Origin of the sequence: Luteibacter anthropi, assembly GCF_011759365.1 — a bacterium.
Taxonomy (GTDB): Bacteria; Pseudomonadota; Gammaproteobacteria; order Xanthomonadales; family Rhodanobacteraceae; genus Luteibacter; species Luteibacter anthropi.
Genome location: NZ_JAARLZ010000001.1, coordinates 378,842 through 400,507, shown reverse-complemented (window position 1 = coordinate 400,507; position 21,666 = coordinate 378,842). Strand labels below are relative to the sequence as shown.

The window sequence follows — 21,666 nt, the reverse complement described above, 5'->3', positions numbered from 1 at the left end:
CCTGCATCGCAATTGCAATGCACAGGTGCCGCCATGAAAACCGCCACCATCCCCTCGATCCGGGTCGAACCTGCGTTCCGCGAACAGGCCGAAGACGTGCTGGTTGCCGGGGAGACCCTCTCCTCCTTCGTGGAAACCGCGCTGGCCGAAGCCATCGACCGGCGCCGCATGCAACGGGACTTCATCGCCCGCGGGCTCGCCTCACGCGATGACGCCGCGCGTACGGGCGTCTATCACGCCGCTGCGGACGTACATAAGGAGATCGCCGAACGCCTCGGCGACCTGCCCAAGGGAAAGCGATGAGCTACGAGGTTCGCTACACGGAAACCGCGCGAACCGACCTGCTCCGCTTTATCGATTTTCTCGCAGAACACGATGCAGACGCTGCGTCACGGGCGCTGGATACCATCATCCGCGCCACGTCGTTGCTCGAACGTTTTCCCTTCACCTGCCGCAAGGCCCAGCACGGCAATCCGTTTCTGCGCGAGCTCGTGGTGTCATTCGGCGCGAGTGGATACATCGCGCTGTTTGAAATTGAAGCCGCTCACGTCACCATCCTCGCCATCCGTCACCAGCGCGAGGACGACTGGTTCGCCTAGTGCGTGACGTCGATGTTGACCTTGGTGCCATCGGGCACGTCCTGCAGCTGCTGCAGGATGGAGCCGGTGAGTTCGAAGTGCTCCAGGGCGGATACAGGATTGAGGTTTTCCACCGAGTATTCGCCTTCCGCAAAAATCGGCAGCGTGACATAGGTGTAACACTCGCCCTCGGCGCAGGGCTTGCCGGCTTCGATCAGCGCCTCGACCAGCGGCGGAAGCAGCCATTCCTCGGCCACTTCCTCGCGCAGCAGAGCGTTGAACTGCTCGACGTCGTCAGCCACCTGCTCCACTTCGGCCGTGCCGGTGTTGAGCCAGTACACGCCGCCTTCGTCCGCCTCGTAGAACATGTCGCCCAACGCGGTGAACAGGAGCGGGGTGAAGGCATCGCCGATGCGCCAGCGCCAGGATTCGGCAAGCGCGTCGATGGCCGCCTTGTCCGGCGTGCAGGTGAGATCGTTCCAGGAAAGGGACATACGGGGGAAGGGATACGTGCGGGGATGCCCTAGTTTACTCCCATCCCGGACGACGGGGCATCGGCGGCGCGCTGCACCGCCCTGACGAACTCCGACCGCGCCCGGGCCTGGGCGTCATTGGTAGCCACGGGCCATGCGGCAAGCTGCACGATCACCAGGTGGCGCGTCGGGTCCACGTGCAGCAACTGCCCGAAAATACCGATGCCCGCGAACGAACCGTCGTCCCAGGTCCACCACTGGTAGCCATAACCGCGGCCGGGCACGCCGATATCCGCATGTTTATGGGTCGCATCGGCGATCCAGCCGTCCGCCAGTACCGGCTTGCCGGCGGCCACGCCACCATCGAGCAGGAACTGCCCCAGCCGGGCATAGTCGGCCAGCGTGGCGGATACACCCGAGCCACCGGCCTCGGTGCCATCCACCTCGTCCTTCAGCCAGATCGCGTCCGTGCCCATGCCGTAGGGCTTCCAGATCGTTTCCGACAGGTACGACGCCAGCGTCTTGCCCGTGGCTCGCTCGACGAGGATGCCGATGAGATCGGTCTCGCCTGTCTTGTAGACCCAGCGCTCGCCCGGCGCGAATTCGCGGGGAAGCTTCGCCATGTAGGTGACCAGCAGCGGCACGCCCTTCTGGCGCTCGCCTTCGTACATGCGTGCCACATCGGAATGGGGATCGACGTAGTCTTCGTTCCACCGCACGCCCGAGGTCATCGTCAGCAACTGGCGCACGGTGACGTCGCGATACGCACCGGCATCCAGCTGCGGGATGTAACGCGTGACCTTGTCGTCGAGGCTATGGATATAGCCGTCGCGCAATGCGGCGCCCACGAGGGTGGACGTGAACGATTTCGCAACCGAGAACGATGTCCAGCGTGTCGCCGCCGTGGCGCCGAGCCCATAGCGCTCAAGACGGATCTTTCCATCCTGAAGCACCATGATGCCGGCGACATGGTGCTCGCGCATGTAATCGTCGAGTGTCCTGCCATCGTCGAAACGAGGAAGCAGGGGTGCGCCCGCGGCGAGCGGATGCGGCGTGCCATGTCGCACCGTATTGCTTGCGTAATGCGTTTCCATCGCACGGAACGCCGCTTCGCGCTGCGGCTCGTTCCAGAACAGCACATCGGTGCGCCGCGCATGCGGCGTGGCGCAGGCGGCAAGGAGCAACAGGCCCGGCACAAGCAGGAGACGCACGTAGCGAATCATGCGCGCGACACCACGCGCGGCTTCAGCACACGACGCCTCAGCTCGAAGATGCCCACGGCCACCGACGACAGCAGCGCAGGGCCCAGGCCATAGATGACCCGGTAGGCCAGCAGCGCCGCGAGTACCTGCGCGCGCTGCTCCTGCGGATATGCCGCCAGCGTCAGCGCCTCGAAAGCACCGATGCCGCCGGGGGTGTTGCTGATGATGCCCGCGATGATCGCGCCCACGTAGATCGGTGCGAAGTCGAGGAAATCGCCTGCGATTTCCGGTGGCATGAGGAAATACATCGCCAGCGTGGCGCCGGTCATCTCGATCACGCCCAGCACGATCTGCGCGGCAGCCGACCGCGCCGACGGCACCGGCATGGAGAATTTCCAGATCTTCAGCTCGTCATGCCTGCCCGCCAGCCAGCGCAGCAACAATACGAACAACACCACCAGTACGACGCCGGGCCAGCGACCCCAGCCATAGGCAATGTCCGGCTCCAGCATGAGCGCGATGCAGATCACCGCGGCAAAACCCATCGACACGGAGAAACCCACCAGACCCACCACGCGCGCCACATCGGGCGCACTCACGCCCTGCGTGGACAGCATGCGGTAACGCAGCGCCGTGCCCGTGATGGCGTGGAAGCCGAGCGCATTGCAGATGGCATGCGTGGTCACGCCGGAGAAGATTTTCATCTTCATCGGCACCTTGCCCGGCACCACGGTTTCCACCGCGAACACGTCGTAGGCCGTGAGGCAGCCCCAGCTCACCAGCGTGGCGAGGATGGAGCCCACCACATGCCAGTGCGGAATGCGGTCGATGGCGTCACGCACGTCGTGCCAGGCCATCCGTGCGATATAGCGGTGCAGCAGGAAGACCGCCATGCCCACGATCACCAGGGTGACGGCGTACTTCGCCACGCGGCTGGCCAGCTGCCTGCCGGTGGGTTTGTGGTCCGTTGGGGTCACCGCATCACTCGTGGCGCAATCGAAGGGCGGCATGATCCCCCTTGGCTCCGCCGATCTCAAGTCACGCCGCCACACGGCCGTCGCGGATCTCGACGGTGTGACCGTCCAGCGCCGCCACATCGGCCGGATCGTGGGTGATTACGAGCAGCTGAAGGTCGAGACGCCCCTGGAGTTCGCGCAATTCCTCGCGCATGCGGCCACGCAGCGCCGGATCGAGCGCGGAGAACGGCTCATCGAGCAACACGATGCGCGGCTCGGCAGCCAGGGCTCGGGCCAGCGCCGTGCGCTGGCGCTGGCCTCCGGACAGCTGCGCCGGATGGTGGCCGGCGACCTGCCCCAGTTCGAAAAGCGCCAGCCAGCGCTCCACGCGCGGATCACGCCTGCGCCGCGACGGATTGATCCAGCCGGGCGACAGCCCGAAGCCGATGTTTTGCGCCACCGTCAGGTGCGGAAACAGCGCGTAATCCTGGAAGACATAGCCTGTCCCGCGATCCCGCGCCGGCAGGTTCGTGCGCTCGTCGAACAGGGTGCGTCCGTCGATGCGCACATGACCCGCATCGGGCGTCAGCAGGCCCGCGATGGCACGCAACGTCAGGCTCTTGCCCGCACCGGAAGGCCCGTACAGCACGATACGGCGCTGCGAAGACGCAAACGCCACATCCAGGTCAAAGCGACGATCGCCCTCGCCCACCGCCATGCGGATGGCAACATCCACGCTCATGCGCTGGCCCTCGGCGCATGTTTCGGCGCCAGCCAGCCGGCCAGCAGCAGGGCAGCCACGCAGGTGACCGAGGTCACCGCCACCATGACCCCGGCGCCGGCGTCGTCACCGGCCTGTACCGCGGCGTAGATGGCTACCGACAAGGTCTGCGTCCGCCCTGGAAGGTTGCCCGCGATCATCAGCGTGGCACCGAACTCGCCCATGGCCCGTGCGAACGCCAGCAAGGCACCCGCCACGATGCCGCGCGATGCCAGCGGCAGCGAAACACGAAAAAACACCGCCATCTCCCGCAGCCCCAGCACCCGCGCTGCACTCTCCATCTGCGGGTCCACGGCCTCGAAAGCCGTTCGCGCTGCCTTCTGCACCAGCGGAAACGCCACCAGCGCCGAGGCGATCACCGCGCCCTGCCAGGTAAAGACCAGCTGGATACCGATCCGATCGAGCCATTCGCCCAGCACACCGCGCCGCCCGAACAGCACGAGCAGGTAATAACCGAGCACCGTCGGCGGCAGCACGAGCGGCAGGGTCAGAATGGAATCGACCAGCTCACGCGCCGGCGAACGCCAGCGCGACAGGCCCCACGCCACCGCGACACCCAGCACCACGTCGATCGCGGTGGCCCAGGCGGCAACCTTCAGTGACAGCGCCAGTGGAATCCAGAGCCCGTCCACGCGTCGCTCAGGGCGCGCCGAAGCCGTAGCGGGCAAGAATGCCCTGCCCTTCGGCCGACAACACGAAATCGCGGAAGGCGCGCGCCTCATCTGCTTGTTTCGATCCAGCCACCGAGGCGATGGGATAACGCACGGGCACCGGCGTGGGCACGGTCGCCACGACACGCACCCTGCCCTTCGCAACGGCCGCATCGGTGGCGAACACGAAGCCCGCATCCACTTCGCCACGCGCCACGTAATCCAGGCTTTGTCGCACGTTCTGCGCCAGCACGCCCTTGGCCGACACAACATCCCACAGCTTTGCCGCCTCAAGCGCCGCCTTCGTATAGCGGCCCACCGGCACCGACGCCGGATCGCCGTAAGCCACACGCTTCACCGCTGGCGTGGCCAGATCAGTCGGCGCGGTAATGGCCTGCCCCGTACCCATGGGAACGATCAGCACCAGGGTATTGCTGGCGAAATCGCGGCGCGACGTGGCATCGACCACCTTGCCGGCCACGGCCTTGTCCATCGCTGCCTCATCGGCGGACGCGAACACATCCACGGGCGCACCCTGCTCGACCTGGCGCAGCAGCACGTCCGACGCCGCGAAGTTGAAGACCACATGCGTGCCTGGGCGAGTCTTTTCATACGCCACGCCCACGGCCCGGAAGCCATCGGTGAGGCTGGCGGCGGCCGAGACGACGAGGTCGGCGGCAACCACTGGACCGCAGGCGAGGCAAAAAGCCACGAGGCCGAAGATGCGGAGACGATGGCGAAAGGCGGTCGATGTCATGGATCGGACTATAGCCATGGAATGCGACCGGGAAGAAGGGGCTCCCCCGAAAGACTGCGAAAGGCCAGATACCCACACCCCATATGACAACTATAAGATGCCATATTGATAGAAATGTAGGCCAAACCCATCATTAAACGTAATATATACGCCAAATTATCCGAAAACAGTAATTTCTGACGAATCATCATTATAATCACGTATGGATTGCCATTCGATTTCGCCGGTGGCCCGTCCAGATCGGCGGCACGCCCCTCCGGCGCCGCGCATGGAACAAGGAGCCCCACCGTTGAAAACCTGGCACTGCATGATTACGGCTGCACTCGCACTCCACTTCGCAAGCGCGACCGCCGAAGCCACCACCGTCAAGAAAGTCGATTTTCACCGCGCCGACGGCGTGGCATGCCACGCCTCGCTCACCATCGACAAACCCACATGGCCTGCCAGCATCTGGGGCGCGGAAGGCGTAGCGCCCGAAACGCTCGCCTCGGCACTCCACATCCGCTGCAACGATGGCGCGGTCAAGGTGCCTGCAAAAGCATTCGCCGACCTCGGCAATCCGCTATGGATAGCCGTCGAGCTGGCCGAGCGCGGCTACGACGTCGTGATCAACGGCGCCCAGGGCCCACTGGCCTATGTAGCTCGATTGCACGTGGAAAACCGCGCCGTCGTAGCACGCGACGTAGCCTCCACCACGCTCCCCGGCGTAGCCGAACACGCCAGCTACCGCGAAGAAGAAACCTGACCCACCCCTGTAGGAGCGCGCCTGCGCGCGACCGGTGATATCGAAACAATGAAAAGTTTCGCGACAATCGGTCGCGCGCAGGCGCGCTCCTACACGACAGTAGTTACTCCAGGTTAGTCGTGAGGTGGCACCGGTCGCATCGGCGATCCATCTTGCGACACCGCATCTCTGTAGGAGCGTGCTTGCGCGCGACCGGTGGAATCGAAACGATGAAAATGGTTCGCGACAATCGGTCGCGCGCAGGCGCGCTCCTACAACACGCCGCGATCTCGGTGGGAGAGGCGGTGGGGGCGGCCCTTGGCGCGACTTGATGGAGGTGAGGGGAGTGGGCGGATCAGGCCCGAAGGGGAAGGGTCAGGATGGCCCGTCTTTCTCGCCGAGGCACGGAGGCCGAGTCGAGAAACCCCGCCCGCTCCCCGGGCCCGAAGGGGCGAAGCCATAAGACACTGAGCCGCGCAGCGGCTCCTCCTTCGTAGCAAGGCCTCTGCGGTCGTCAACGAGACGTATCAAACGGTCGCGCGCAAGGCGCGCTCCTACACAAGCGGGCTAGTGGGGTTTTTGTTCGGCGGCCAGTTTTTCGTCGAGGCGTTTGGCGCCGGCCTGGGCGTAGGTCTTGCAGGTTTCGCCTTCGCCTTGTTCGGGGTGGGGCGTCAGCAGGATCTCGCAAGGCAGGGCGGCAACGCGCTCGAAGGTTTTACGATAGGCCGCTACGAATGCCGGGTGGGCGCTGTAGCGATAGTTGTCCGACGAGAAAGCAAACAAGCTATCGACGTAGGCAATGTCCTTGCACGTGCCGCCTTCGCAGGAGCGCCATGTCCATGCCGTGCCACCCGGCGTATGGCCCGGCGTGATGTGGGCGGTGAGTTTCAACGGGCCCATGGTGACCACGCTGCCATCCACGATATCGCCGCGTGCTTTCACCGGCGTATACGCAGACGCCTCGCCAAACTGCGGGTCGTCCGGATCCCGGCCGCCGAGCATCATCGCCTTTGCGCTTGCCGCCGTGACGCGTACCGGCGCGCCCGTGTCCTTCGCCAGTTTCGCGAGACCACCCGCGTGATCGAAATGGGCATGCGAGTTCAGGATGACGCGAATGTCTTCCACCTTGAAACCCAGCTTGCGGATGTTTCCCTCTACCTGCGCGGCAATGGTGTCGTTCATCGGCGCGTCGATCAGCACATGCCCCTGCGGCGACGTCACGAGAATGGCTGACAAGCCCTTGGTGCCGACATAGTACGTATTACCGAAGACAACGTGCGGCGCGACCGGCTCGCTCCACGCAGCATGGTCATCGGCAAGAGCGGGCAGGGCGGCACAGGCCGCGAGAGCAAGAAGGATACGGCGCATTCAGGTGTTCCCCATGGACGAAAGTCGACAGAAGGATACGGCTACCAGGGAGGAATGAACGAGCCGGACTTATGGCCTGTCGCGGGCAGCGCGTCAGCGACGACGCTTGCGGGCCCGCCAGAACAGGAAACCTGTCACCAGCAGGAACATCGGCAGCAACCCGCCAACGCAGGCCACGACGCGCCAGAGCATGCCGCCCACGGCGGCGGAGTGGATGGGGAACAGGGTGTTGGCGAGGCGACCGCCCGGGCCAAGTTGCGTCGCATCTTCGCCGCCCAGCACCTGGGCGGTGGCGGGGTCGAGCCAGACGGTACTGCGGCCGATCGGGTTCCATTCGCCCTGGCGGCGGATGCGCATCACCAGCGTGCCGTTGTCTTTCGTTGGCAGGGTGAGACGGGTGAGGGCCGCGTCGGGGGCAACGGCCTGTGCGGCGACCAGGATCGCCGGCCAGTCGATATGCGACGCGGCGGGACGCTTCGGCGGCTTGGGGCGGGCCGGTTCATGGAAGGCCGCCGCCAGCCCGTCACGCACGGCGCCGCGGTACGCCATGGTGGCGCCTGTGCCGAGGGAGACGATGAGCAGGGGCAGGGCAACCACGCCGACGAAACGATGGAAGCTGGCCCAGCGCAGTATCGGAGGCTGCGTGTGCGGCTTCAGGTGGCGCAGGGCGCGCTGGCGGCCCGGCCAGTACAGCCACACACCGGAAAACAGCATGAACAGGCCGGTGATCGAGACGATGCCCAGTACGGTTTCACCGATCTCGCCGGTCAGTAGCTTGGTATGCCATTCCTTGAGCAGCAGCAGGATGTCGCGCGCCTGCACGCGGTGGAACAGAAGCTCGCCCGAGGTGGGATCGAAATAGTAGTGATCGCCATTGCGGGCCTGACCATCCCATACCGGCAGTTCTGCGTCTGGAGCGGCCACCGTGCGGAGCTGCTTGCCTTCAGTCGATTGCAAAAGACTGTCCAGCGCACGCCCCTGTGTTGCCAGATCGGGCAGCTGGCGCGACGTCAGCTCGGGATGTGCCGCTTCGAATAGCGGGTCTTCGAAGAGCAGCACGCTGCCCGACAAGGTCACCAGCGCCAGCAACAGGCCGAGCGTGAGACCCAGCCACAGGTGCAGGGTCTTCAGGGCGGCACGGAAGCGGCGTGGTGTCGGGCTCATCAGAAGTCCACGGAGGCCTGTACGAAGTAGGTGCGCGGCTGGCCGACATAGATGCCGTCGTTGTTGTCGGTCGAACGCGTAAAGTAGCGCTTGTCGGTGAAGTTCTTCACGCCGGCACCGATGCGCAGGTTCGAGTACGACGGACCGAAGGCATATTCGGCTCGGGCGTTCCAGGTCGTCCAGCCCGGGATGTCGCCCAGGTCGCCATCCGGCGTCGGCACCCGCTGGTACACGCTGGGGCGGGTGGGATCGAAGCTCGGCGCACCCGGCGAATGCTGCTTCGACTGGGCGAAGGCGTCGAGGTTGAAGGTCCACTGCGAGATGCCGTAGCGCAGGCCCAGGTTCGCGGTGCGACGCGAGTAGAAGGGGATATCCAGCCCGGCGAACGATCCATGACGGTAGAACGCATGGGTATAGGTTGCCGTGCCCCACAGCGAAAGGCCGTTCAACGCATCGCTGAATGCGCCCAGATCCACATGGCCGGCGGATTCGACACCCTTGTGCGTGGTAGCACCCAGTGAGGTCCAGCCATCGTGCGAATCGGGCTGATTGGGCAGCTTGCCTACCAACTGCAATTCATGATCGAAGTTGATGCGGAACAGCGACAGCTCGCCACCCCAGGCCTTGTCGTCGTAGCGCGTGCCGATTTCATAGGTGCGCGCGGTTTCCGGCTTCAGGCCCGAGGCGAACTGGTTCGTGGAATCCTTCTGGCCGATCTGGAAATACTGCAGCGAGCCGAACGAGGTTTCGGCGTTGGCATAGAGCTTCAGTGCATCGCTCAGGTGATAGATGACATTGAGCGACGGCAGCGACTTGGAGTATTCCTCGCGGCGCGTCGTCGGTCCCTTCACGATCACCGTACTGCTGGGATGCGCTTCCCACTGGCTGTGGATGCGCTCGAAACGGATGCCCGGCGTGATCGTCCAGTTGCCTGCGTTGATGGTGTCGTCGACGTAGAGCGCATGCGCCTCGTTGGCACCGGTGTTGTTGCCCGAAAGCACATACGGGCCATTGTATGGATTGCTGTCGAACGGCGTGTACCACAGCGGCGAGTTGTACTTGTTGTTGCGATAGGTCTGCTCGTGCATCGCTTCGCTGGTGTAGCGATAGCCCACGCCGATCTCGTGCGTCACCTGGCCCCAGTCGAACAGCTGCGAATAGCGCGGCTCGATGGCGAAGGTGTGGTAGTTGCGCGGATACGCGTTCAGCTGGTGCGAGTAGGTGCCGTTCGGATTCTGGTTGATCGTCTCGATGTGGCTGCCGCGGAAGCTGTCGGTGTAATAGGTCTGCACCTCGAAGCTGCGACGATCGTCCACATGGCTGTACTTCATCACGTAGTCGGTGCGACGACCGTGGAAATCGTCGTACGGACGGCGCGACTGGAACGGGTCGGCGTTGTAATCGGCCTGGGTGAGGCCGCCGGGCATGCCGGCCTGGCCGTCGTAGTGATGAATGCTGGCGCTCAGCGTGTCTTCGGACGTGATGGCGTATTTCGCCTTCAGCATCACGTCGTCAATGCTTTCGTTGTCTTCGCGCTCGCGGAAACCCGGGCCATGCACGCCGTTGTAGAGCAGGGCCACGCCAAGGCCATTCTGCGTGGTGCCGCCCAGGAACAGGTTGCTGTTGGTGCGGATGCCGCCCTTGTCGCTGCCCTGGAACTGCACGCCCGCGCTGCCGCCGAAGGTCTCGGGAATGTCACGGGTAACGAAGTTGATGATGCCGCCCACGTTCTGCGGCCCGTAGCGCACGGAACCCCCGCCGCGCACGACGTCCACTGCCTGGAGGTTGCCCAGGCCCACGGGCGCCATGGACACCTGCGGCTGGCCATAGGGCGCTACGGCGATGGGCACGCCGTCGAGCAGGATGGTGGAGCGGGGCGACAGGCGCGAGGTGAGGCCGCGCACACCCACGTTCAGTGATACGTCGCTGCCGCCCGTGCCATTGCTTTCCTGCACCTGCACGCCGGGGATGCGACGCAGCGCATCGCGCAGGTTGATTGCACCGGCCTCGCGCAGCTCTTCGCGACGTACGACGGTGCGTGCACCCGGATGGTTCTGCACCGTGTTGTTGGCGGCTTCACCCAGCCAGTCGCCCACCACCTTGACACCCTCCAGCTCGGCCGGCGGCGGATTCGGCACGTCTTCGGCGCGGACGGGCGACACGGAAAGAACGCCGGCAACAGCGACGGCGAGCAGGGTGGGGCGAAGCGACATTCAGGCGGCCTGGCGTAAAGCGAAAGGCCGCCATCGTAAGTGCGAATGATTATCAGATCAAATACATCATTCTTGAAGCCGCAAGGATGTCAGGTCGGCCAGGCGTTGTGAAGGATGCACTGGCAGAAATCCGTGCGGTGGAAATGCGGCTCCTTGTAAGCCATGACATCGGCCTTGACGTTGCCGAAGGTGGTGTCGGGTTTGCTGCGCACGCCGTCGTAAAAGGCGTTGATGATGCCCTGCTTGAAGGCCGGGCCGCGCGGATGGGCCACGGCCACGGCCTCGCGGTCGGCCGTGCTCACGGTGCTGAAACCCAGTCCCAGCACGTCCATTTCGACGCCCGCCGTGACCAGGGCGATCTCAGGCTTCATGTGGACGGGAATGCCCGGGGTGGTATGCAGCGCGATGGATGCCCAGACCACGTCGATGTCGCCCTGGGCGATGCCCCGCGTCTTGAGGAAATCCCGGGCGGCGTTGGCGCCATCCACCTCGAAACGCTCGGTGGCGCTGGCGTAGTCCGGCATCAGGCCCATGTCGTGGAACATGGCCCCCGCGTAGAGCAATTCGGGGTCGTAGCCCAGGTTCTTCGCGTTGCCGCTCAGGGCACCGAAGAGGAATACACGGCGGGAATGGTGGTAGAGCAGGTCGGTTTCGGTGTCGCGGACAAGCTGGGTGATGTCGCGCGCGAGGGTGCTGTCGGGAATGGCGATGCCGGCGATGACGGTCATGGCGGGAAATCCATCGAAGGGGAAAGGAGCACCATTCCACCGCGAGGCATGCCCGTCATGATTTGACGCGATATGGCAAATACTGCCATCTTGCGCAGCATGCAGACACCGCTACCCATCGTCATCCTCGCCCCCCCGGGGGTCCAGATGCTGGACGTCACCGGACCGGCCGATGTCTTCGCCGAGGCCAACCGGCAGGCAGGGCGCGAGGTCTATCGCGTCGTCACCGTGGGCACGGCGCCGCTGGCCGTGGCCTCGTCGTCGGGCATCCGGTTTCTGCCCGACCGCAGCGTGCTGGAGGACATGGAGCGGCTGGATACGCTGCTGGTGGCCGGTTCGCCCGATCTGCCCCATGCGGCGACCGAGACGCATGTGATCGACTGGATGAGCCGGCATGCGGCCAGGGCACGCCGCCACGGTTCGATTTGCAGCGGCGCCCTGCTATTCGCCCTCACGGGCCTGCTCGACGGCCGTCGGGTGACCACGCACTGGAAGGTGGCCGACCTGCTCGCCCAGCGCTATCCCTCGCTCCAGGTAGAAGCCGATGCCTTCGTGGTCCGCGACGGCGCCGTCTGCACGGCGGCGGGTGTCACGGCGGGCATGGATCTCGCCATCGCCCTGGTGGAGGAAGACCTCGGCAAGGAAGTGGCCATGGCCGTCGCGGCGGAGCTGGTGGTGTTCTACCGGCGGCCGGGCGGGCAGATGCAGTTCAGCCGCCACGGCGAGGCTGCGCCAGCCGGACGGGGCGCGTTACAGGAGTTGCAGCGCTACGTGGCGGCGCATCCGGGGGAAGACCATTCCGTGGGTGCGATGGCGGCGCGGGTGGGCATGAGTCCCCGGCATTTCGCTCGGGTGTTCGGGCATGAGACGGGGATGACGCCTGCGGACTTCGTGGAGGCGATGCGCGTGGAAGCGGCGCGGCGCTGGCTGGAGGAAGGGCATGAGACGCCCAAGCGGGTCGCGGCGCGGTGTGGGTATGCCGACGTCAACGGGCTGCGGCGGGCGTTTGTGCGGCGGCTGGGGGTGACGCCGGCGGAGTATCGGAAGCGGCATGCGTTTGCGCGGTGACCTGTCGCGCGCGAGGCGCGCTCCTACAGGGGCGTGGTCACGCGGAGCGGGCGTCAGGCGTGGCACGGCAGGGTGTCGCCGGGCGTTGAATGCGGGGACGTCAGATGTCGATGATGCCGCGGCGCAGGGCGATGGCTACTGCGTGGGTGCGGTCGTTGGCCTGGAGCTTGGCGAGGATGCTTTTCATGTGCGCCTTGACCGTTTCCTCGGCGATGCCGAGTGCGCCGGCCACGTCACGATTGGCCTCGCCCATGGCCACACGCCGTAGCACCTGGGTCTCGCGCGGGGTCAGTTCGTCGTCGGCCGCGTATTCCGCCATCTCGTTGGCGATCTCTTCGGGCACGCGGCGCTTGCCTTCCATGATCTGGTGGATGGTGGCCAGCATGTCCTTGCGCAGCTCGCTCTTGAGCAGGTAACCCTGCGCACCCGCACGAAACGCCTTCATCGCCTGCACGTCACCGCGATAGGTGGTGAGCACGAGGATGCGAGCATCCGGGAATTCCGCGCGGATCTTCTCGATGGCGGCGATGCCGCCCATGCCCGGCATCTGCAGGTCCATGAGGGTGAGATCGGGACGCACCTGGCGATAACGCTCGATCGCTTCTTCGCCCGTGCTGGCCTCCGCGACCAGTTCGAGGCCGGGCTGCCCCTCGATCACCGCGGCGATGCCTTCTCGCAGCAGGGGGTGATCGTCGACGGTCATGATACGGATGGACGCCATGGAGCCTTGGCCAGAAAGTGGGTACCCCGAGTATCGCGCAAAGGGGAGACGCGCAAATATATGGTGGTCTACATTCCATGACACGCCGTGCACCCGGCAATTGCGACTCTGCGCACAATGAGCAGATCCCGAAGCACGAAAACCCAAGACACGCCGGTAATGGGCAGGATTCGCTGCGGCATCGGTGGCTGGGTATATGCACCGTGGCGTGGAACCTTCTACCCCGAGGGCCTGGTGCAACGGCGTGAGCTCGAATACGCCAGTCGCGCGCTGAGAACCCTTGAAATCAACGGCACTTACTACCGTTCGCCCGATGCGCCAACGTGGCGCAGCTGGGCCGGGCAGACGCCCGATGGATTCGTGTTCTCGGTCAAGGCACCACGGACGATCATGCAGTCACGCGCACTGGCCTCCACGGGCGAGCGCGTGAAGCGTTTCGTGGAGAGCGCCGCCGGGCTGGGTGATCGCCTCGGACCGATCCTCTGGCAACTGCTGCCCACGCGACGGTTCGATCCGGACGACATCGCGGCGTTCCTCGACCTTTTGCCGGAAACGCATTCGGGCCTGCCACTGCGCCATGCCATCGAGGTGCGCCACGAGAGCTTTCTCGACCCGCGCTGGTGCGAACTGGCCCGGGGCCGGGGCATCGCCACGGTCTTCACGGACTCCACCGAGCACCCGTCCATGGCCGATCTGACCGGCCCTTTCGTCTATGCCCGGCTGATGCGCAGCCAGGCCGGGGAGACCTCCGGCTACCCGGGAAAGGCGCTCGACCACTGGGCCCGGCGCGCTGGTGAATGGGCCGCCGGGGGCGATCCTGCCGACCTGCCCCATGTAGAAGGCCCCTCCACCACGATGGTGCCGCGCGACGTCTTCGTGTATTTCATCTCGGCGGCGAAGGAACGCAATCCTGCCGCCGCGGTCGCATTGGACACACGTGTCCATCGCGACGCCTGATTTGTTCCCCTTACGGAAGCCCCATGGATCGTCTTATCCAGAACACCCTGATCGACCTTTTCGCCGAGCACCAGATCGGCCTCGAACCTGATGAAGACTGGCTGCTCACCGAGGGCGACGACTTCCCCGCCTTGCGCGGCATATGGCACGAAGGCAAGGACGGCGGCATGGGACGGCTCGACCTCGATATCGTGCTCGACGAGGAGCGCACCATCGAGGAAAGCTTCGGAGGCATGGGCGGCGGCAAGGTCGGCTGCCGTGATGCACTGGATAGTTTCGCCCGTAACGATCTCTACGTCGTGCTGGCCGCGTGCTGGCACACGGTGGATCGCGACCGGCTTGCCGTGCGTGAGCTGACTGCCGGCACGCATCGTTTCACCGTGTACGTCGGCGATTTCGCGCTGCGCGGCAACGAGGGTGCGGAGCTGGAGATTCCCGAGGATGTGCTGTCGGCACTGGAAGCGGCCATCGCCACGGCACCGCTGACGAACGACGTGCACTGGATCCGCGTGTTCTACGGCAACGTGGGCGACGGCAAGACGCAGGTCGAAGTACTGCTCGACAACGAGCCCTGGGCCGCTGGCCACAAGGCCATTGCCTCGGCCGAATGGCCGCAGCGCCCTCATTTCTACAGCCTGCGCAACCTCATCGCCCTGGTACCCCTCAACTGAATTGTAGGAGCGCGCCTCGCGCGCGACCGGACGTGCCATCGCGTATCCCGGTCGCGCGCAAGGCGCGCTCCTACAGGGCCCGGTATGGCATCGCTTGGCCCGGTCGCGCGCGAGGCGCGCTCCTACATGGCGGGTTGAATCAACCGATGGATGCGCCGCCATCCACGATGATCGTCGAGCCCGTGGTAAACGGCGTGGCCGCCGCGTACAGCACCGCGCGCGCCACATCCTCCGGCTCACCCACGCGTCTGGCCGGAACCTTCCCAGCCACCGAGGCGAACATCGCCTCGCGCTTGTCGTCGTCCATGCCATCCCATAGCGGCGTGCGGATCGTGCCGGGGGATACGGCGTTCACGCGTACCGGCGAGAACTCCAGCGCCATGCCACGCACAAGCCCTTCCAGCGCCGCATTGATCGCCCCCTGCAACACGGCACCCCCGCTGGGCCGCGTGGCGAGGTAACCACTCACGAGCGTGAGCGACCCGCCATCGTGGATGCGCGCGGCGCGGGCCACGCGATACGCGCCCCAGAACTTGCTCTCCATCGCCTTGTAGGCGTCATCGAGCGACAGCTGGCGCACGGGGCCGGAAGGCGTCTTCGCGGCCGATACCACCACGTGGTGCCAGGTGTGCGTCGAAAGCAGGGCTTCGACGGCCAGTGCATCCGCCGTATCGAGCACGACCGCGCGGGCGTCGTGGCCGATGTCCTTCACGGCGGCATCGAGCTTGCCCGGCGAGCGCGAGGCGATGGTGACGCGGGCACCTGCTTCGGCGAAAGCCCGGGCGGTGGCCAGGCCGATACCCGAGCTGCCGCCGACGACGAGAACGTCCTGGCTGGAAAACGAGAACATGCAAGCACCTCACTGTCGGAATGGAATACCCGGCACTATGATCCTTGCGACATTGCCAACAAACCGTCGTCAGACGAATGCACTCTTTCCCGGACCTTGAGAATGCTCGATAACCTCCTGGAACTGACCGTCTTCGCCCGCATCGCCTCCACGGGCAGCCTTTCGGCCGCCGCACGCGATCTGGACCTGTCGCTGGCCGTGGTGAGCAAGCGACTGTCCGCCCTTGAGGCACGGCTGGGCGTGCGTCTTATCCAGCGCACCACGCGTCGGTTATCGCTCACCGACGAAGGGCACAGCTTCCATGCGCGTTGCGTGCGCATCCTCGCCGAAGTGCAGGAGGCGGAAGCGGCGCTGTCGAACAGTCGGGATGAGGTGACCGGCGTGCTGCGGATCACGGCCACGCGAGGTTTCGGGCGACGCTGGATCGCACCGCTGGCGGTCGCGTTCCGCGAACAGCACCCCAGGGTGAGCGTGCATCTGGATCTCAACGATGCGCTGGTGAACATCGTGGATGAAGGCCTGGATGTAGCCATCCGCTTTGGCATGCTTTCGGATTCCTCGTTGATCGCACGGCCGCTGGCGCCGAATTTCCGCGTGCTGTGCGCGGCGCCTTCCTACCTGGCGCACAAGGGCATGCCGAAAACACCAGCCGACCTTGTTACGCATGATTGCATCGTGTTCGGACCGGGGCCCGGGAAAGAATGGACGTTTCATCGCGATGGAGAATCCGTGGCGGTGAAAATCACGGCCGCCTTTCACACCAATGATGGCGAGGCCGCGCATACCCTGGCGGTGGCCGGTGGCGGCATCGTGCAGAAGTCGGTATGGGATATCGGCGACGACCTGGGCACGGGGCGGCTCGTGCGCATCCTGCCCGAATTCACCGTGCCTGCCGCGCCGTTGCAGGCGGTGTATGCGAACGCGCAGCATCTGGCGCCGAGGGTGCGGCGATTCGTGGACTTTTGTTCGGAGCGGTTGCGCGAGGCGTGGCGTTGGGGGGAGTGATGTGGGGCATGGGTATTCTGTGGTTGCGCGCGAGGTGAGCTCCGGTATCCATCGCTACGCTTTCGCCCTGACGGTCGCGCGCAGGCGCGCTCCTACACCGCGGCTTGTGTAGGAGCGCGCCTGCGCGCGACCGGACCGGAGCGAAAGGCGTATTGCCCGGCCGGAGTGGATCAACATTGCAAGAACGCACCGTGCGCGCAACCGCGGCCAGGCCGCGATCAATCCGAATCGCGATACGCCGGCCAGTCCTCCGGCCGCATGATCTCGAACAAGCCCTCCCGCCGCGTGCGACGCGCCAGGCGAAGCACCTCCGCATCGCGCGAAAACAGGACCGACGCACCCGACGCCGCCGCGATATCCAGGAACTTCTGGTCATCCTTGTCGCGACATCTCGGCGGTCGGTTCACGGCAGACATATCGGGAAGCACCTGCAACAGCGCATCGAAGCGCGAGGCAGCCACCTCGCGCTTCGCATCGTCGAGCTTCAGCGTCGGATACGACAGCACGGCCAGCCATTCCTCGCGGCATTCCGCATGCGTCACCGCCTCGACCTCGCCGCTTTCGATCGCCGCAAGCAGCGGCTCTGCACGCGGATCTCCGAAGACAAACGCATCCAGGCAGACGTTGGTATCGAGGACAACCCGTGCCGGCATCAGGCCACCGCACCTGCAAGCCGTTCGCGCTGCGCGGCCACGATGTCGTACGAGCGCTTGCGCGCCGCATGATCGAACACCTGCGCGGTGATGATGAGTTCATCGGCCTGCGTGCGTTCGATGAATTCCGCAAGCCCGTCACGCACGGTATCGGGCGAACCGACGATGGCGCACGACAAGGCGTGATCCACCTGCGCCTTCTCCATCGGAGTCCACACCCCTTCCATGCTGTGCACCGGCGGCGGCAGCTGGCCTGGCACGCCACGACGCAGGTTCCAGAACGCCTGCTGCTGCGAGGTGAACAGGCGGCGTGCTTCTTCGTCGGTGTCGGCAGCCACGACGTTGATGCCAAGCATCGCGTACGGCTTCTGCAACACATCCGACGGACGGAACATCGTGCGATACACGTGCAGCGCCTGCATCATCAAATCGGGCGCAAAATGCGAGGCGAAGGCGAAGGGCAGGCCGAGCTGCGCTGCAAGCTGCGCGCTGAACAGGCTTGAGCCAAGCAGCCACAGCGGCACGTTCGTATCCACGCCGGGCACGGCACGCACGGTCTGGCCCGGCTGCAACGGTCCGAGATAGCGCTGCAATTCGAGCACGTCATCCGGAAAACGATCGTCGCTCGGTCCCATCGCGCGACGCAAGGCACGCGCCGTGCCCTGATCGGTGCCGGGTGCACGCCCGAGACCCAGATCGATACGGCCCGGATAGAGCGAGGCGAGGGTACCGAACTGTTCGGCAATCACCAGCGGCGCGTGATTGGGCAGCATGATGCCGCCGGAGCCTACGCGGATGGTCTTCGTCGCCTCGGCCACGTAGCCGATCACCACGGCGGTCGCGGCGCTCGCGATGCCGGTCATGTTGTGGTGTTCCGCCAGCCAGTAGCGGTGGAAGCCCAGCGCTTCGGCGTGAATGGCGAGATCGCGCGAGTTGCGCAGGGCATCTGTCGGCGTGGCGCCACGCACCACGGGGGACAGGTCGAGCACCGAGAACGGAATCATCCTTAAGGTCACCTCGAATAGGGGGAGGCGGCAGACCGCCAATGCGTCCGACATGGGCACCGCAGGCCGCTTTACAACCCTTACAAGGCACGATGGGGAAACAATCCGTTCGGCTCAGCGATGCGCCGCGGAACGATGAGGGGAGGAAAATGTACCCATTCGTCCAACCAGTCCGGTTAACCCCGGGGGAGCACACCATGATCGACATCCGTCCCTTCAGCAGCCTGGGTGGTGCCAACCACGGCTGGCTCGATGCAAAGCACCATTTCTCGTTCGCCTCGTACAACGATCACAAGCGCATGGGCTGGGGCGCGCTGCGCGTGTGGAACGACGACACGATCGCCCCGGGCACCGGGTTTCCGCCGCATCCGCATTCGGACATGGAGATCATCACCTACGTTCGTGAAGGTGCGATCACCCATGAGGACAGCCTGGGCAACAAGGGCCGCACCACGGCCGGCGATGTGCAGGTGATGAGCGCGGGTACGGGCATCCGCCATGCGGAGTACAACGCCGAACCCGGCGCGACCCGGATCTTCCAGATCTGGATCATCCCCGATGGTGAGCGCAAGGCACCCTCGTGGGGCACCCGCCCGTTCCCGAAGGGCGAGCGTTCGGGCCGTTTCGTGGCGCTGGCCAGCGGCATGCCCGGTGATGACGAGGCTCTGCCGATCCGTACCGACGCCCGCGTGCTCGGCGCCAGCCTGAAGGCCGGCGAGAGCGTGGAGTATCCGCTGGGCCAGGGTCGTTACGCCTATATGGTGCCGGCCGTGGGTTCGGTGGAGATCAATGGCCAGGCGCTGGGCAAGGGCGATGGCGCGGCAATCCGTGACGAGACCGTGCTGCGGATCGTTGCAAAGGAGGATGCGGAGCTGGTGCTGGTGGATAGTGCGGCGTAAGTAGCAGGTAGCCGGCGGGGTGGCTTTGCCGCTCCGTCAGCTGTCGCGCGCAAGGCGCGCTCCTACAGGGGGTATCCTGGGCGTCGCGCTTGATGGCTGTCGCGCGCGGGGCGCGCTCCTACAGGGATTCGGTGCCTTGTAGGAGCGCGCCTTGCGCGCGACCGGTCACGGCTTGTGTTTCATCAACCCGTGCGTGAACAGGTAAGCCGCCGTCTGGTAATACGTGATCGCATCCTTCCCGTCGCGCGGGTCCGGATGCTCCACCGGCGTGGCGTCACCCGTGGTGAACTGCGGCACCATTTCCTTCACCGGCATGCGCGGCACCAGCGAGGTCAGGCGGCCGTCGTGCAGGTAGCCCAGCTCCTGATAGGTGCTGACGAACGCCCGCTCGCGACCCGGCTCCAGTCGGAACAGGTCGTAGCCATAGAAGCGCGAGTCGTAGCTGAAACCCAGCATGCCCAGCACCGTCGGCGGCACGTCGATCTGGCTGATCACGCGGTCGATCACGCCCGGCTGCACGTGCTTGGGCGAATAGATGTAAAGCGGGATGTGGTAGCGGTCGATCGGCAGGCTGGTCTTGCCCGCGCTGGTGGCGCAATGGTCGGCCGTGATCACGAAGATCGTATCGTCGAACCACGGCTTGGTGGCCGCACGCTTCAGGAAATCGGCGATGGCCCAGTCGGTGTACTGCACCGCCGCGTTGCGCATGCCCTGCGGCAGCGGCACGCGGCCGGCCGGGAAGGTGAACGGGCGATGGTTCGAAGTGGTCATCACGTGGCCGAAATACGGCTTGCCCTTCGCATACGCCGCGTCCATGCGCTTGATCACCAGCGTGTACAGATCTTCGTCGGCCACGCCCCACACGTTCTCGGCGTGGATGTCCTTGCTGTCGATGACGTTGCGATCCACTGCCGCGTAGCCATTGCTGGCGAAGAAGTGGTTCATGTTGTCGAAGTAGCCGTAGCCGCCGTAGACGAACTCCGACACATAGCCCTTCGCATTGAACACGTCGGCAAGCGACCAGAGGTTCTCGTTGTCCGGACGCTTCACGATGGACTCGCCCGGCGTCGGCGGCACCGAGAGCGCCAGCGCCTCCAGCCCGCGCACCGTCCGGGTGCCGTTCGCATACATCTGGGTGAAGAACAGGCTCTTCGAGGCCAGGGCGTCGAGGTTCGGGGTGAGGCCGCGGTGCTTGCTGACGTCCAGGCCTTCCACGTAGTCGCCGGACAGGCTCTCGACGCTGATCAGCACCACGTTGAGTTTCTTCTCAGGACGGTCGGCGGTGATATGCCGGGTCAGGTCCATCGGGTCGGTGCTGGTGAAGGTCGCGTCGGGCGTCTTCAGCAGGCTGCGCAGGTTGGCGAAGGCTTCGCCATCGGGGATGGTGGGGTAGTACTTGGTGTAGTCGAGCTGGTTGTCGCGGAAGGCCGCGAAGAACTGGTAGATGCCGTTGCCGGCCAGCTCGTTCACGTAGTTGTTGCGCGACTGGTCCTTCATGGAACCATCGACCGCGAAGCTCACCGCCACGGTCAGCAGCAGCCACACGCCCGCCACGGCGCTGCGGCCGCGGAAGCGCGAGCCGTTGTCTTCGGCGCGCAGGGGACGACGACTGAACCACATGACCAGGATGGTGGCCGCAAGCAGCAGCAGCGACCACGTCACGATCGGGTACGATTCGCGGATGTTACCGACCACTTCGTGAGTGTAGACGAGATAATCGACGGCGATGAAGTTGAATCGCGCGCCGAACTCGCCCCAGAACACCAGCTCCGCCGCACCCAGGTAGAGGATGGCGAAGGCCAGTACGAAGCAGAAGCCCAGGAAGATCCGGTGCCCCCAGCGCGAAAGGTAGGCCCGTCGCGGCAGCAGCCAGAGCACCAGCAGCAGCGGCCAGCCCATATAGATATAGGTGATCAGGTCGTAGCCCAGGCCCACCGCGAACAGGTAAAGCCACATGCCGGGGTCATGGGGCACCTCGTGCCCCGTATGCACCAGCAACACCAGACGAACCAGGAAGGCCACGCCCACGAAGAGGGCGCCGAACCAGATAAGAGGCCGGAAACGCTGCCGTAGCGCGCCGGGTGCCGGGTTAACAGGACGCATGATGCCTCGCGATCAGAACCGGCCGGGACGGCGGGCTGTCGCGGAATCGTAAGAATCCGGGCTTACGGGTGGCTTTCCATAAGCTTAGGGGAACCTTTCATCACACGGGATTGTCGTTCCCGCTGCCCTCCCAAGCCGCTC

The 21,666-nt window shown here is 65.2% G+C and carries 23 protein-coding genes; 8 read left to right on the top strand and 15 right to left on the bottom strand.

Features of this window, described 5'->3' with window-relative positions; genetic code table 11:
• Positions 1 to 33: 33 nt before the first annotated feature.
• Both HBF25_RS01660 and HBF25_RS01655 read left to right on the top strand, forming a co-directional pair.
• Positions 34 to 303, top strand: a complete 270-nt coding sequence (locus tag HBF25_RS01660; protein ID WP_166945941.1) for a YlcI/YnfO family protein — start codon at positions 34 to 36, stop codon at positions 301 to 303.
• A complete protein-coding gene (locus HBF25_RS01655; protein WP_166945939.1) occupies positions 300 to 599 on the top strand; it encodes a type II toxin-antitoxin system RelE/ParE family toxin in 300 nt (99 codons plus the stop codon). The genes HBF25_RS01660 and HBF25_RS01655 overlap by 4 nt, the downstream gene beginning before the upstream one ends.
• Here the strand turns inward: HBF25_RS01655 and HBF25_RS01650 are convergent.
• The 6 genes from HBF25_RS01650 to modA are packed head-to-tail and all read right to left on the bottom strand — an operon-like array spanning position 596 to position 5,397.
• Entirely contained in the window at positions 596 to 1,072 is a 477-nt protein-coding gene (locus HBF25_RS01650; RefSeq protein WP_166945938.1) for a T6SS immunity protein Tdi1 domain-containing protein, read from the bottom strand. The genes HBF25_RS01655 and HBF25_RS01650 overlap by 4 nt on opposite strands.
• A gap of 29 nt (positions 1,073 to 1,101) precedes the next feature.
• Complete coding sequence (locus HBF25_RS01645) at positions 1,102 to 2,262, bottom strand: serine hydrolase domain-containing protein (RefSeq protein WP_341778010.1); 1,161 nt, start codon at positions 2,260 to 2,262, stop codon at positions 1,102 to 1,104.
• An 8-nt stretch (positions 2,263 to 2,270) separates the two neighbouring features.
• Positions 2,271 to 3,263, bottom strand: a complete 993-nt coding sequence (locus tag HBF25_RS01640) for a lysylphosphatidylglycerol synthase transmembrane domain-containing protein (protein ID WP_166945935.1) — start codon at positions 3,261 to 3,263, stop codon at positions 2,271 to 2,273.
• A gap of 28 nt (positions 3,264 to 3,291) precedes the next feature.
• On the bottom strand, positions 3,292 to 3,951 hold the full coding sequence (locus tag HBF25_RS01635; protein WP_166945933.1) for an ATP-binding cassette domain-containing protein: 660 nt from the start codon (positions 3,949 to 3,951) through the stop codon (positions 3,292 to 3,294).
• Positions 3,948 to 4,622 (bottom strand): molybdate ABC transporter permease subunit, encoded by a 675-nt coding sequence (modB, locus tag HBF25_RS01630; RefSeq protein WP_166945932.1) that lies wholly within the window; start codon positions 4,620 to 4,622, stop codon positions 3,948 to 3,950. The genes HBF25_RS01635 and modB overlap by 4 nt, the downstream gene beginning before the upstream one ends.
• Before the next feature lie 7 nt (positions 4,623 to 4,629).
• A complete protein-coding gene (gene modA / locus HBF25_RS01625) occupies positions 4,630 to 5,397 on the bottom strand; it encodes a molybdate ABC transporter substrate-binding protein (RefSeq protein ID WP_166945930.1) in 768 nt (255 codons plus the stop codon).
• 289 nt (positions 5,398 to 5,686) lie between these two features.
• Here modA and HBF25_RS01620 point away from each other — a divergent pair, with 289 nt between their 5' ends.
• Positions 5,687 to 6,142, top strand: a complete 456-nt coding sequence (locus HBF25_RS01620; RefSeq protein ID WP_166945929.1) for a hypothetical protein — start codon at positions 5,687 to 5,689, stop codon at positions 6,140 to 6,142.
• Positions 6,143 to 6,688: 546 nt separating this feature from the next.
• Here HBF25_RS01620 and bla read toward each other — a convergent pair.
• The 4 genes from bla to HBF25_RS01600 form a co-directional block, all read right to left on the bottom strand.
• Positions 6,689 to 7,489 (bottom strand): subclass B3 metallo-beta-lactamase, encoded by an 801-nt coding sequence (bla, locus tag HBF25_RS01615; protein ID WP_166945928.1) that lies wholly within the window; start codon positions 7,487 to 7,489, stop codon positions 6,689 to 6,691.
• A 93-nt stretch (positions 7,490 to 7,582) separates the two neighbouring features.
• Entirely contained in the window at positions 7,583 to 8,653 is a 1,071-nt protein-coding gene (locus HBF25_RS01610) for a PepSY-associated TM helix domain-containing protein (RefSeq protein ID WP_166945926.1), read from the bottom strand.
• Positions 8,653 to 10,866, bottom strand: coding sequence for a TonB-dependent receptor family protein (locus HBF25_RS01605; RefSeq protein WP_166945925.1), 2,214 nt, complete (start codon positions 10,864 to 10,866; stop codon positions 8,653 to 8,655). Before HBF25_RS01605 ends, HBF25_RS01610 begins: the two co-directional genes overlap by 1 nt.
• Positions 10,867 to 10,955: 89 nt before the next feature.
• Complete coding sequence (locus HBF25_RS01600) at positions 10,956 to 11,594, bottom strand: HD domain-containing protein (protein ID WP_166945923.1); 639 nt, start codon at positions 11,592 to 11,594, stop codon at positions 10,956 to 10,958.
• A 72-nt stretch (positions 11,595 to 11,666) separates the two neighbouring features.
• On the opposite strand from HBF25_RS01600, the gene HBF25_RS01595 reads away from it, so the two are divergent.
• Positions 11,667 to 12,662 carry a GlxA family transcriptional regulator gene (locus HBF25_RS01595; RefSeq protein ID WP_208392360.1) on the top strand — a complete coding sequence of 332 codons (996 nt, stop codon included), beginning with the start codon at positions 11,667 to 11,669 and terminating at the stop codon, positions 12,660 to 12,662.
• A gap of 100 nt (positions 12,663 to 12,762) precedes the next feature.
• Here HBF25_RS01595 and HBF25_RS01590 read toward each other — a convergent pair whose 3' ends face one another.
• Positions 12,763 to 13,383, bottom strand: coding sequence for a response regulator (locus HBF25_RS01590; RefSeq protein ID WP_166945922.1), 621 nt, complete (start codon positions 13,381 to 13,383; stop codon positions 12,763 to 12,765).
• A gap of 159 nt (positions 13,384 to 13,542) precedes the next feature.
• On the opposite strand from HBF25_RS01590, the gene HBF25_RS01585 reads away from it, so the two are divergent.
• Both HBF25_RS01585 and HBF25_RS01580 read left to right on the top strand, forming a co-directional pair.
• Positions 13,543 to 14,340, top strand: a complete 798-nt coding sequence (locus tag HBF25_RS01585; RefSeq protein WP_243852942.1) for a DUF72 domain-containing protein — start codon at positions 13,543 to 13,545, stop codon at positions 14,338 to 14,340.
• Positions 14,341 to 14,363: 23 nt separating this feature from the next.
• The gene (locus HBF25_RS01580) at positions 14,364 to 15,011 is read left to right on the top strand and encodes a DUF6348 family protein (protein ID WP_166945919.1); all 648 of its coding nucleotides are present in this window, start codon (positions 14,364 to 14,366) and stop codon (positions 15,009 to 15,011) included.
• A 139-nt stretch (positions 15,012 to 15,150) separates the two neighbouring features.
• Here HBF25_RS01580 and HBF25_RS01575 read toward each other — a convergent pair whose 3' ends face one another.
• Positions 15,151 to 15,861, bottom strand: coding sequence for an SDR family oxidoreductase (locus tag HBF25_RS01575; RefSeq protein WP_166945917.1), 711 nt, complete (start codon positions 15,859 to 15,861; stop codon positions 15,151 to 15,153).
• 102 nt (positions 15,862 to 15,963) lie between these two features.
• On the opposite strand from HBF25_RS01575, the gene HBF25_RS01570 reads away from it, so the two are divergent.
• Positions 15,964 to 16,866 carry a LysR family transcriptional regulator gene (locus HBF25_RS01570; protein ID WP_166945915.1) on the top strand — a complete coding sequence of 301 codons (903 nt, stop codon included), beginning with the start codon at positions 15,964 to 15,966 and terminating at the stop codon, positions 16,864 to 16,866.
• Between the two features lie 218 nt (positions 16,867 to 17,084).
• On the opposite strand, the gene HBF25_RS01565 is transcribed toward HBF25_RS01570, so the two are convergent.
• On the bottom strand, positions 17,085 to 17,519 hold the full coding sequence (locus HBF25_RS01565; RefSeq protein WP_166945913.1) for a putative toxin-antitoxin system toxin component, PIN family: 435 nt from the start codon (positions 17,517 to 17,519) through the stop codon (positions 17,085 to 17,087).
• On the bottom strand, positions 17,519 to 18,523 hold the full coding sequence (locus HBF25_RS01560; protein WP_166945911.1) for an LLM class flavin-dependent oxidoreductase: 1,005 nt from the start codon (positions 18,521 to 18,523) through the stop codon (positions 17,519 to 17,521). Before HBF25_RS01560 ends, HBF25_RS01565 begins: the two co-directional genes overlap by 1 nt.
• A 197-nt stretch (positions 18,524 to 18,720) precedes the next feature.
• Between HBF25_RS01560 and HBF25_RS01555 the strand changes: the two genes are divergently transcribed.
• On the top strand, positions 18,721 to 19,422 hold the full coding sequence (locus HBF25_RS01555) for a pirin family protein (RefSeq protein ID WP_166945909.1): 702 nt from the start codon (positions 18,721 to 18,723) through the stop codon (positions 19,420 to 19,422).
• A 165-nt stretch (positions 19,423 to 19,587) separates the two neighbouring features.
• Here HBF25_RS01555 and HBF25_RS01550 read toward each other — a convergent pair whose 3' ends face one another.
• Positions 19,588 to 21,525, bottom strand: coding sequence for an LTA synthase family protein (locus HBF25_RS01550; protein WP_166945908.1), 1,938 nt, complete (start codon positions 21,523 to 21,525; stop codon positions 19,588 to 19,590).
• Positions 21,526 to 21,666: the final 141 nt, after the last annotated feature.

What these genes read in the sequence shown, in the direction of transcription:
- HBF25_RS01660 (WP_166945941.1), top strand. Translation starts at nt 34, where the DNA reads ATGAAAACCGCCACCATCCCCTCGATCCGGGTCGAACCTGCGTTCCGC.
- HBF25_RS01655 (WP_166945939.1), top strand. Translation starts at nt 300, where the DNA reads ATGAGCTACGAGGTTCGCTACACGGAAACCGCGCGAACCGACCTGCTC.
- HBF25_RS01650 (WP_166945938.1), bottom strand. Translation starts at nt 1,072, where the DNA reads ATGTCCCTTTCCTGGAACGATCTCACCTGCACGCCGGACAAGGCGGCC.
- HBF25_RS01640 (WP_166945935.1), bottom strand. Translation starts at nt 3,263, where the DNA reads ATGCCGCCCTTCGATTGCGCCACGAGTGATGCGGTGACCCCAACGGAC.
- HBF25_RS01635 (WP_166945933.1), bottom strand. Translation starts at nt 3,951, where the DNA reads ATGAGCGTGGATGTTGCCATCCGCATGGCGGTGGGCGAGGGCGATCGT.
- modA (WP_166945930.1), bottom strand. Translation starts at nt 5,397, where the DNA reads ATGACATCGACCGCCTTTCGCCATCGTCTCCGCATCTTCGGCCTCGTG.
- bla (WP_166945928.1), bottom strand. Translation starts at nt 7,489, where the DNA reads ATGCGCCGTATCCTTCTTGCTCTCGCGGCCTGTGCCGCCCTGCCCGCT.
- HBF25_RS01610 (WP_166945926.1), bottom strand. Translation starts at nt 8,653, where the DNA reads ATGAGCCCGACACCACGCCGCTTCCGTGCCGCCCTGAAGACCCTGCAC.
- HBF25_RS01605 (WP_166945925.1), bottom strand. Translation starts at nt 10,866, where the DNA reads ATGTCGCTTCGCCCCACCCTGCTCGCCGTCGCTGTTGCCGGCGTTCTT.
- HBF25_RS01600 (WP_166945923.1), bottom strand. Translation starts at nt 11,594, where the DNA reads ATGACCGTCATCGCCGGCATCGCCATTCCCGACAGCACCCTCGCGCGC.
- HBF25_RS01595 (WP_208392360.1), top strand. Translation starts at nt 11,667, where the DNA reads ATGGCAAATACTGCCATCTTGCGCAGCATGCAGACACCGCTACCCATC.
- HBF25_RS01590 (WP_166945922.1), bottom strand. Translation starts at nt 13,383, where the DNA reads ATGGCGTCCATCCGTATCATGACCGTCGACGATCACCCCCTGCTGCGA.
- HBF25_RS01585 (WP_243852942.1), top strand. Translation starts at nt 13,543, where the DNA reads ATGGGCAGGATTCGCTGCGGCATCGGTGGCTGGGTATATGCACCGTGG.
- HBF25_RS01580 (WP_166945919.1), top strand. Translation starts at nt 14,364, where the DNA reads ATGGATCGTCTTATCCAGAACACCCTGATCGACCTTTTCGCCGAGCAC.
- HBF25_RS01575 (WP_166945917.1), bottom strand. Translation starts at nt 15,861, where the DNA reads ATGTTCTCGTTTTCCAGCCAGGACGTTCTCGTCGTCGGCGGCAGCTCG.
- HBF25_RS01570 (WP_166945915.1), top strand. Translation starts at nt 15,964, where the DNA reads ATGCTCGATAACCTCCTGGAACTGACCGTCTTCGCCCGCATCGCCTCC.
- HBF25_RS01565 (WP_166945913.1), bottom strand. Translation starts at nt 17,519, where the DNA reads ATGCCGGCACGGGTTGTCCTCGATACCAACGTCTGCCTGGATGCGTTT.
- HBF25_RS01560 (WP_166945911.1), bottom strand. Translation starts at nt 18,523, where the DNA reads ATGATTCCGTTCTCGGTGCTCGACCTGTCCCCCGTGGTGCGTGGCGCC.
- HBF25_RS01555 (WP_166945909.1), top strand. Translation starts at nt 18,721, where the DNA reads ATGATCGACATCCGTCCCTTCAGCAGCCTGGGTGGTGCCAACCACGGC.
- HBF25_RS01550 (WP_166945908.1), bottom strand. Translation starts at nt 21,525, where the DNA reads ATGCGTCCTGTTAACCCGGCACCCGGCGCGCTACGGCAGCGTTTCCGG.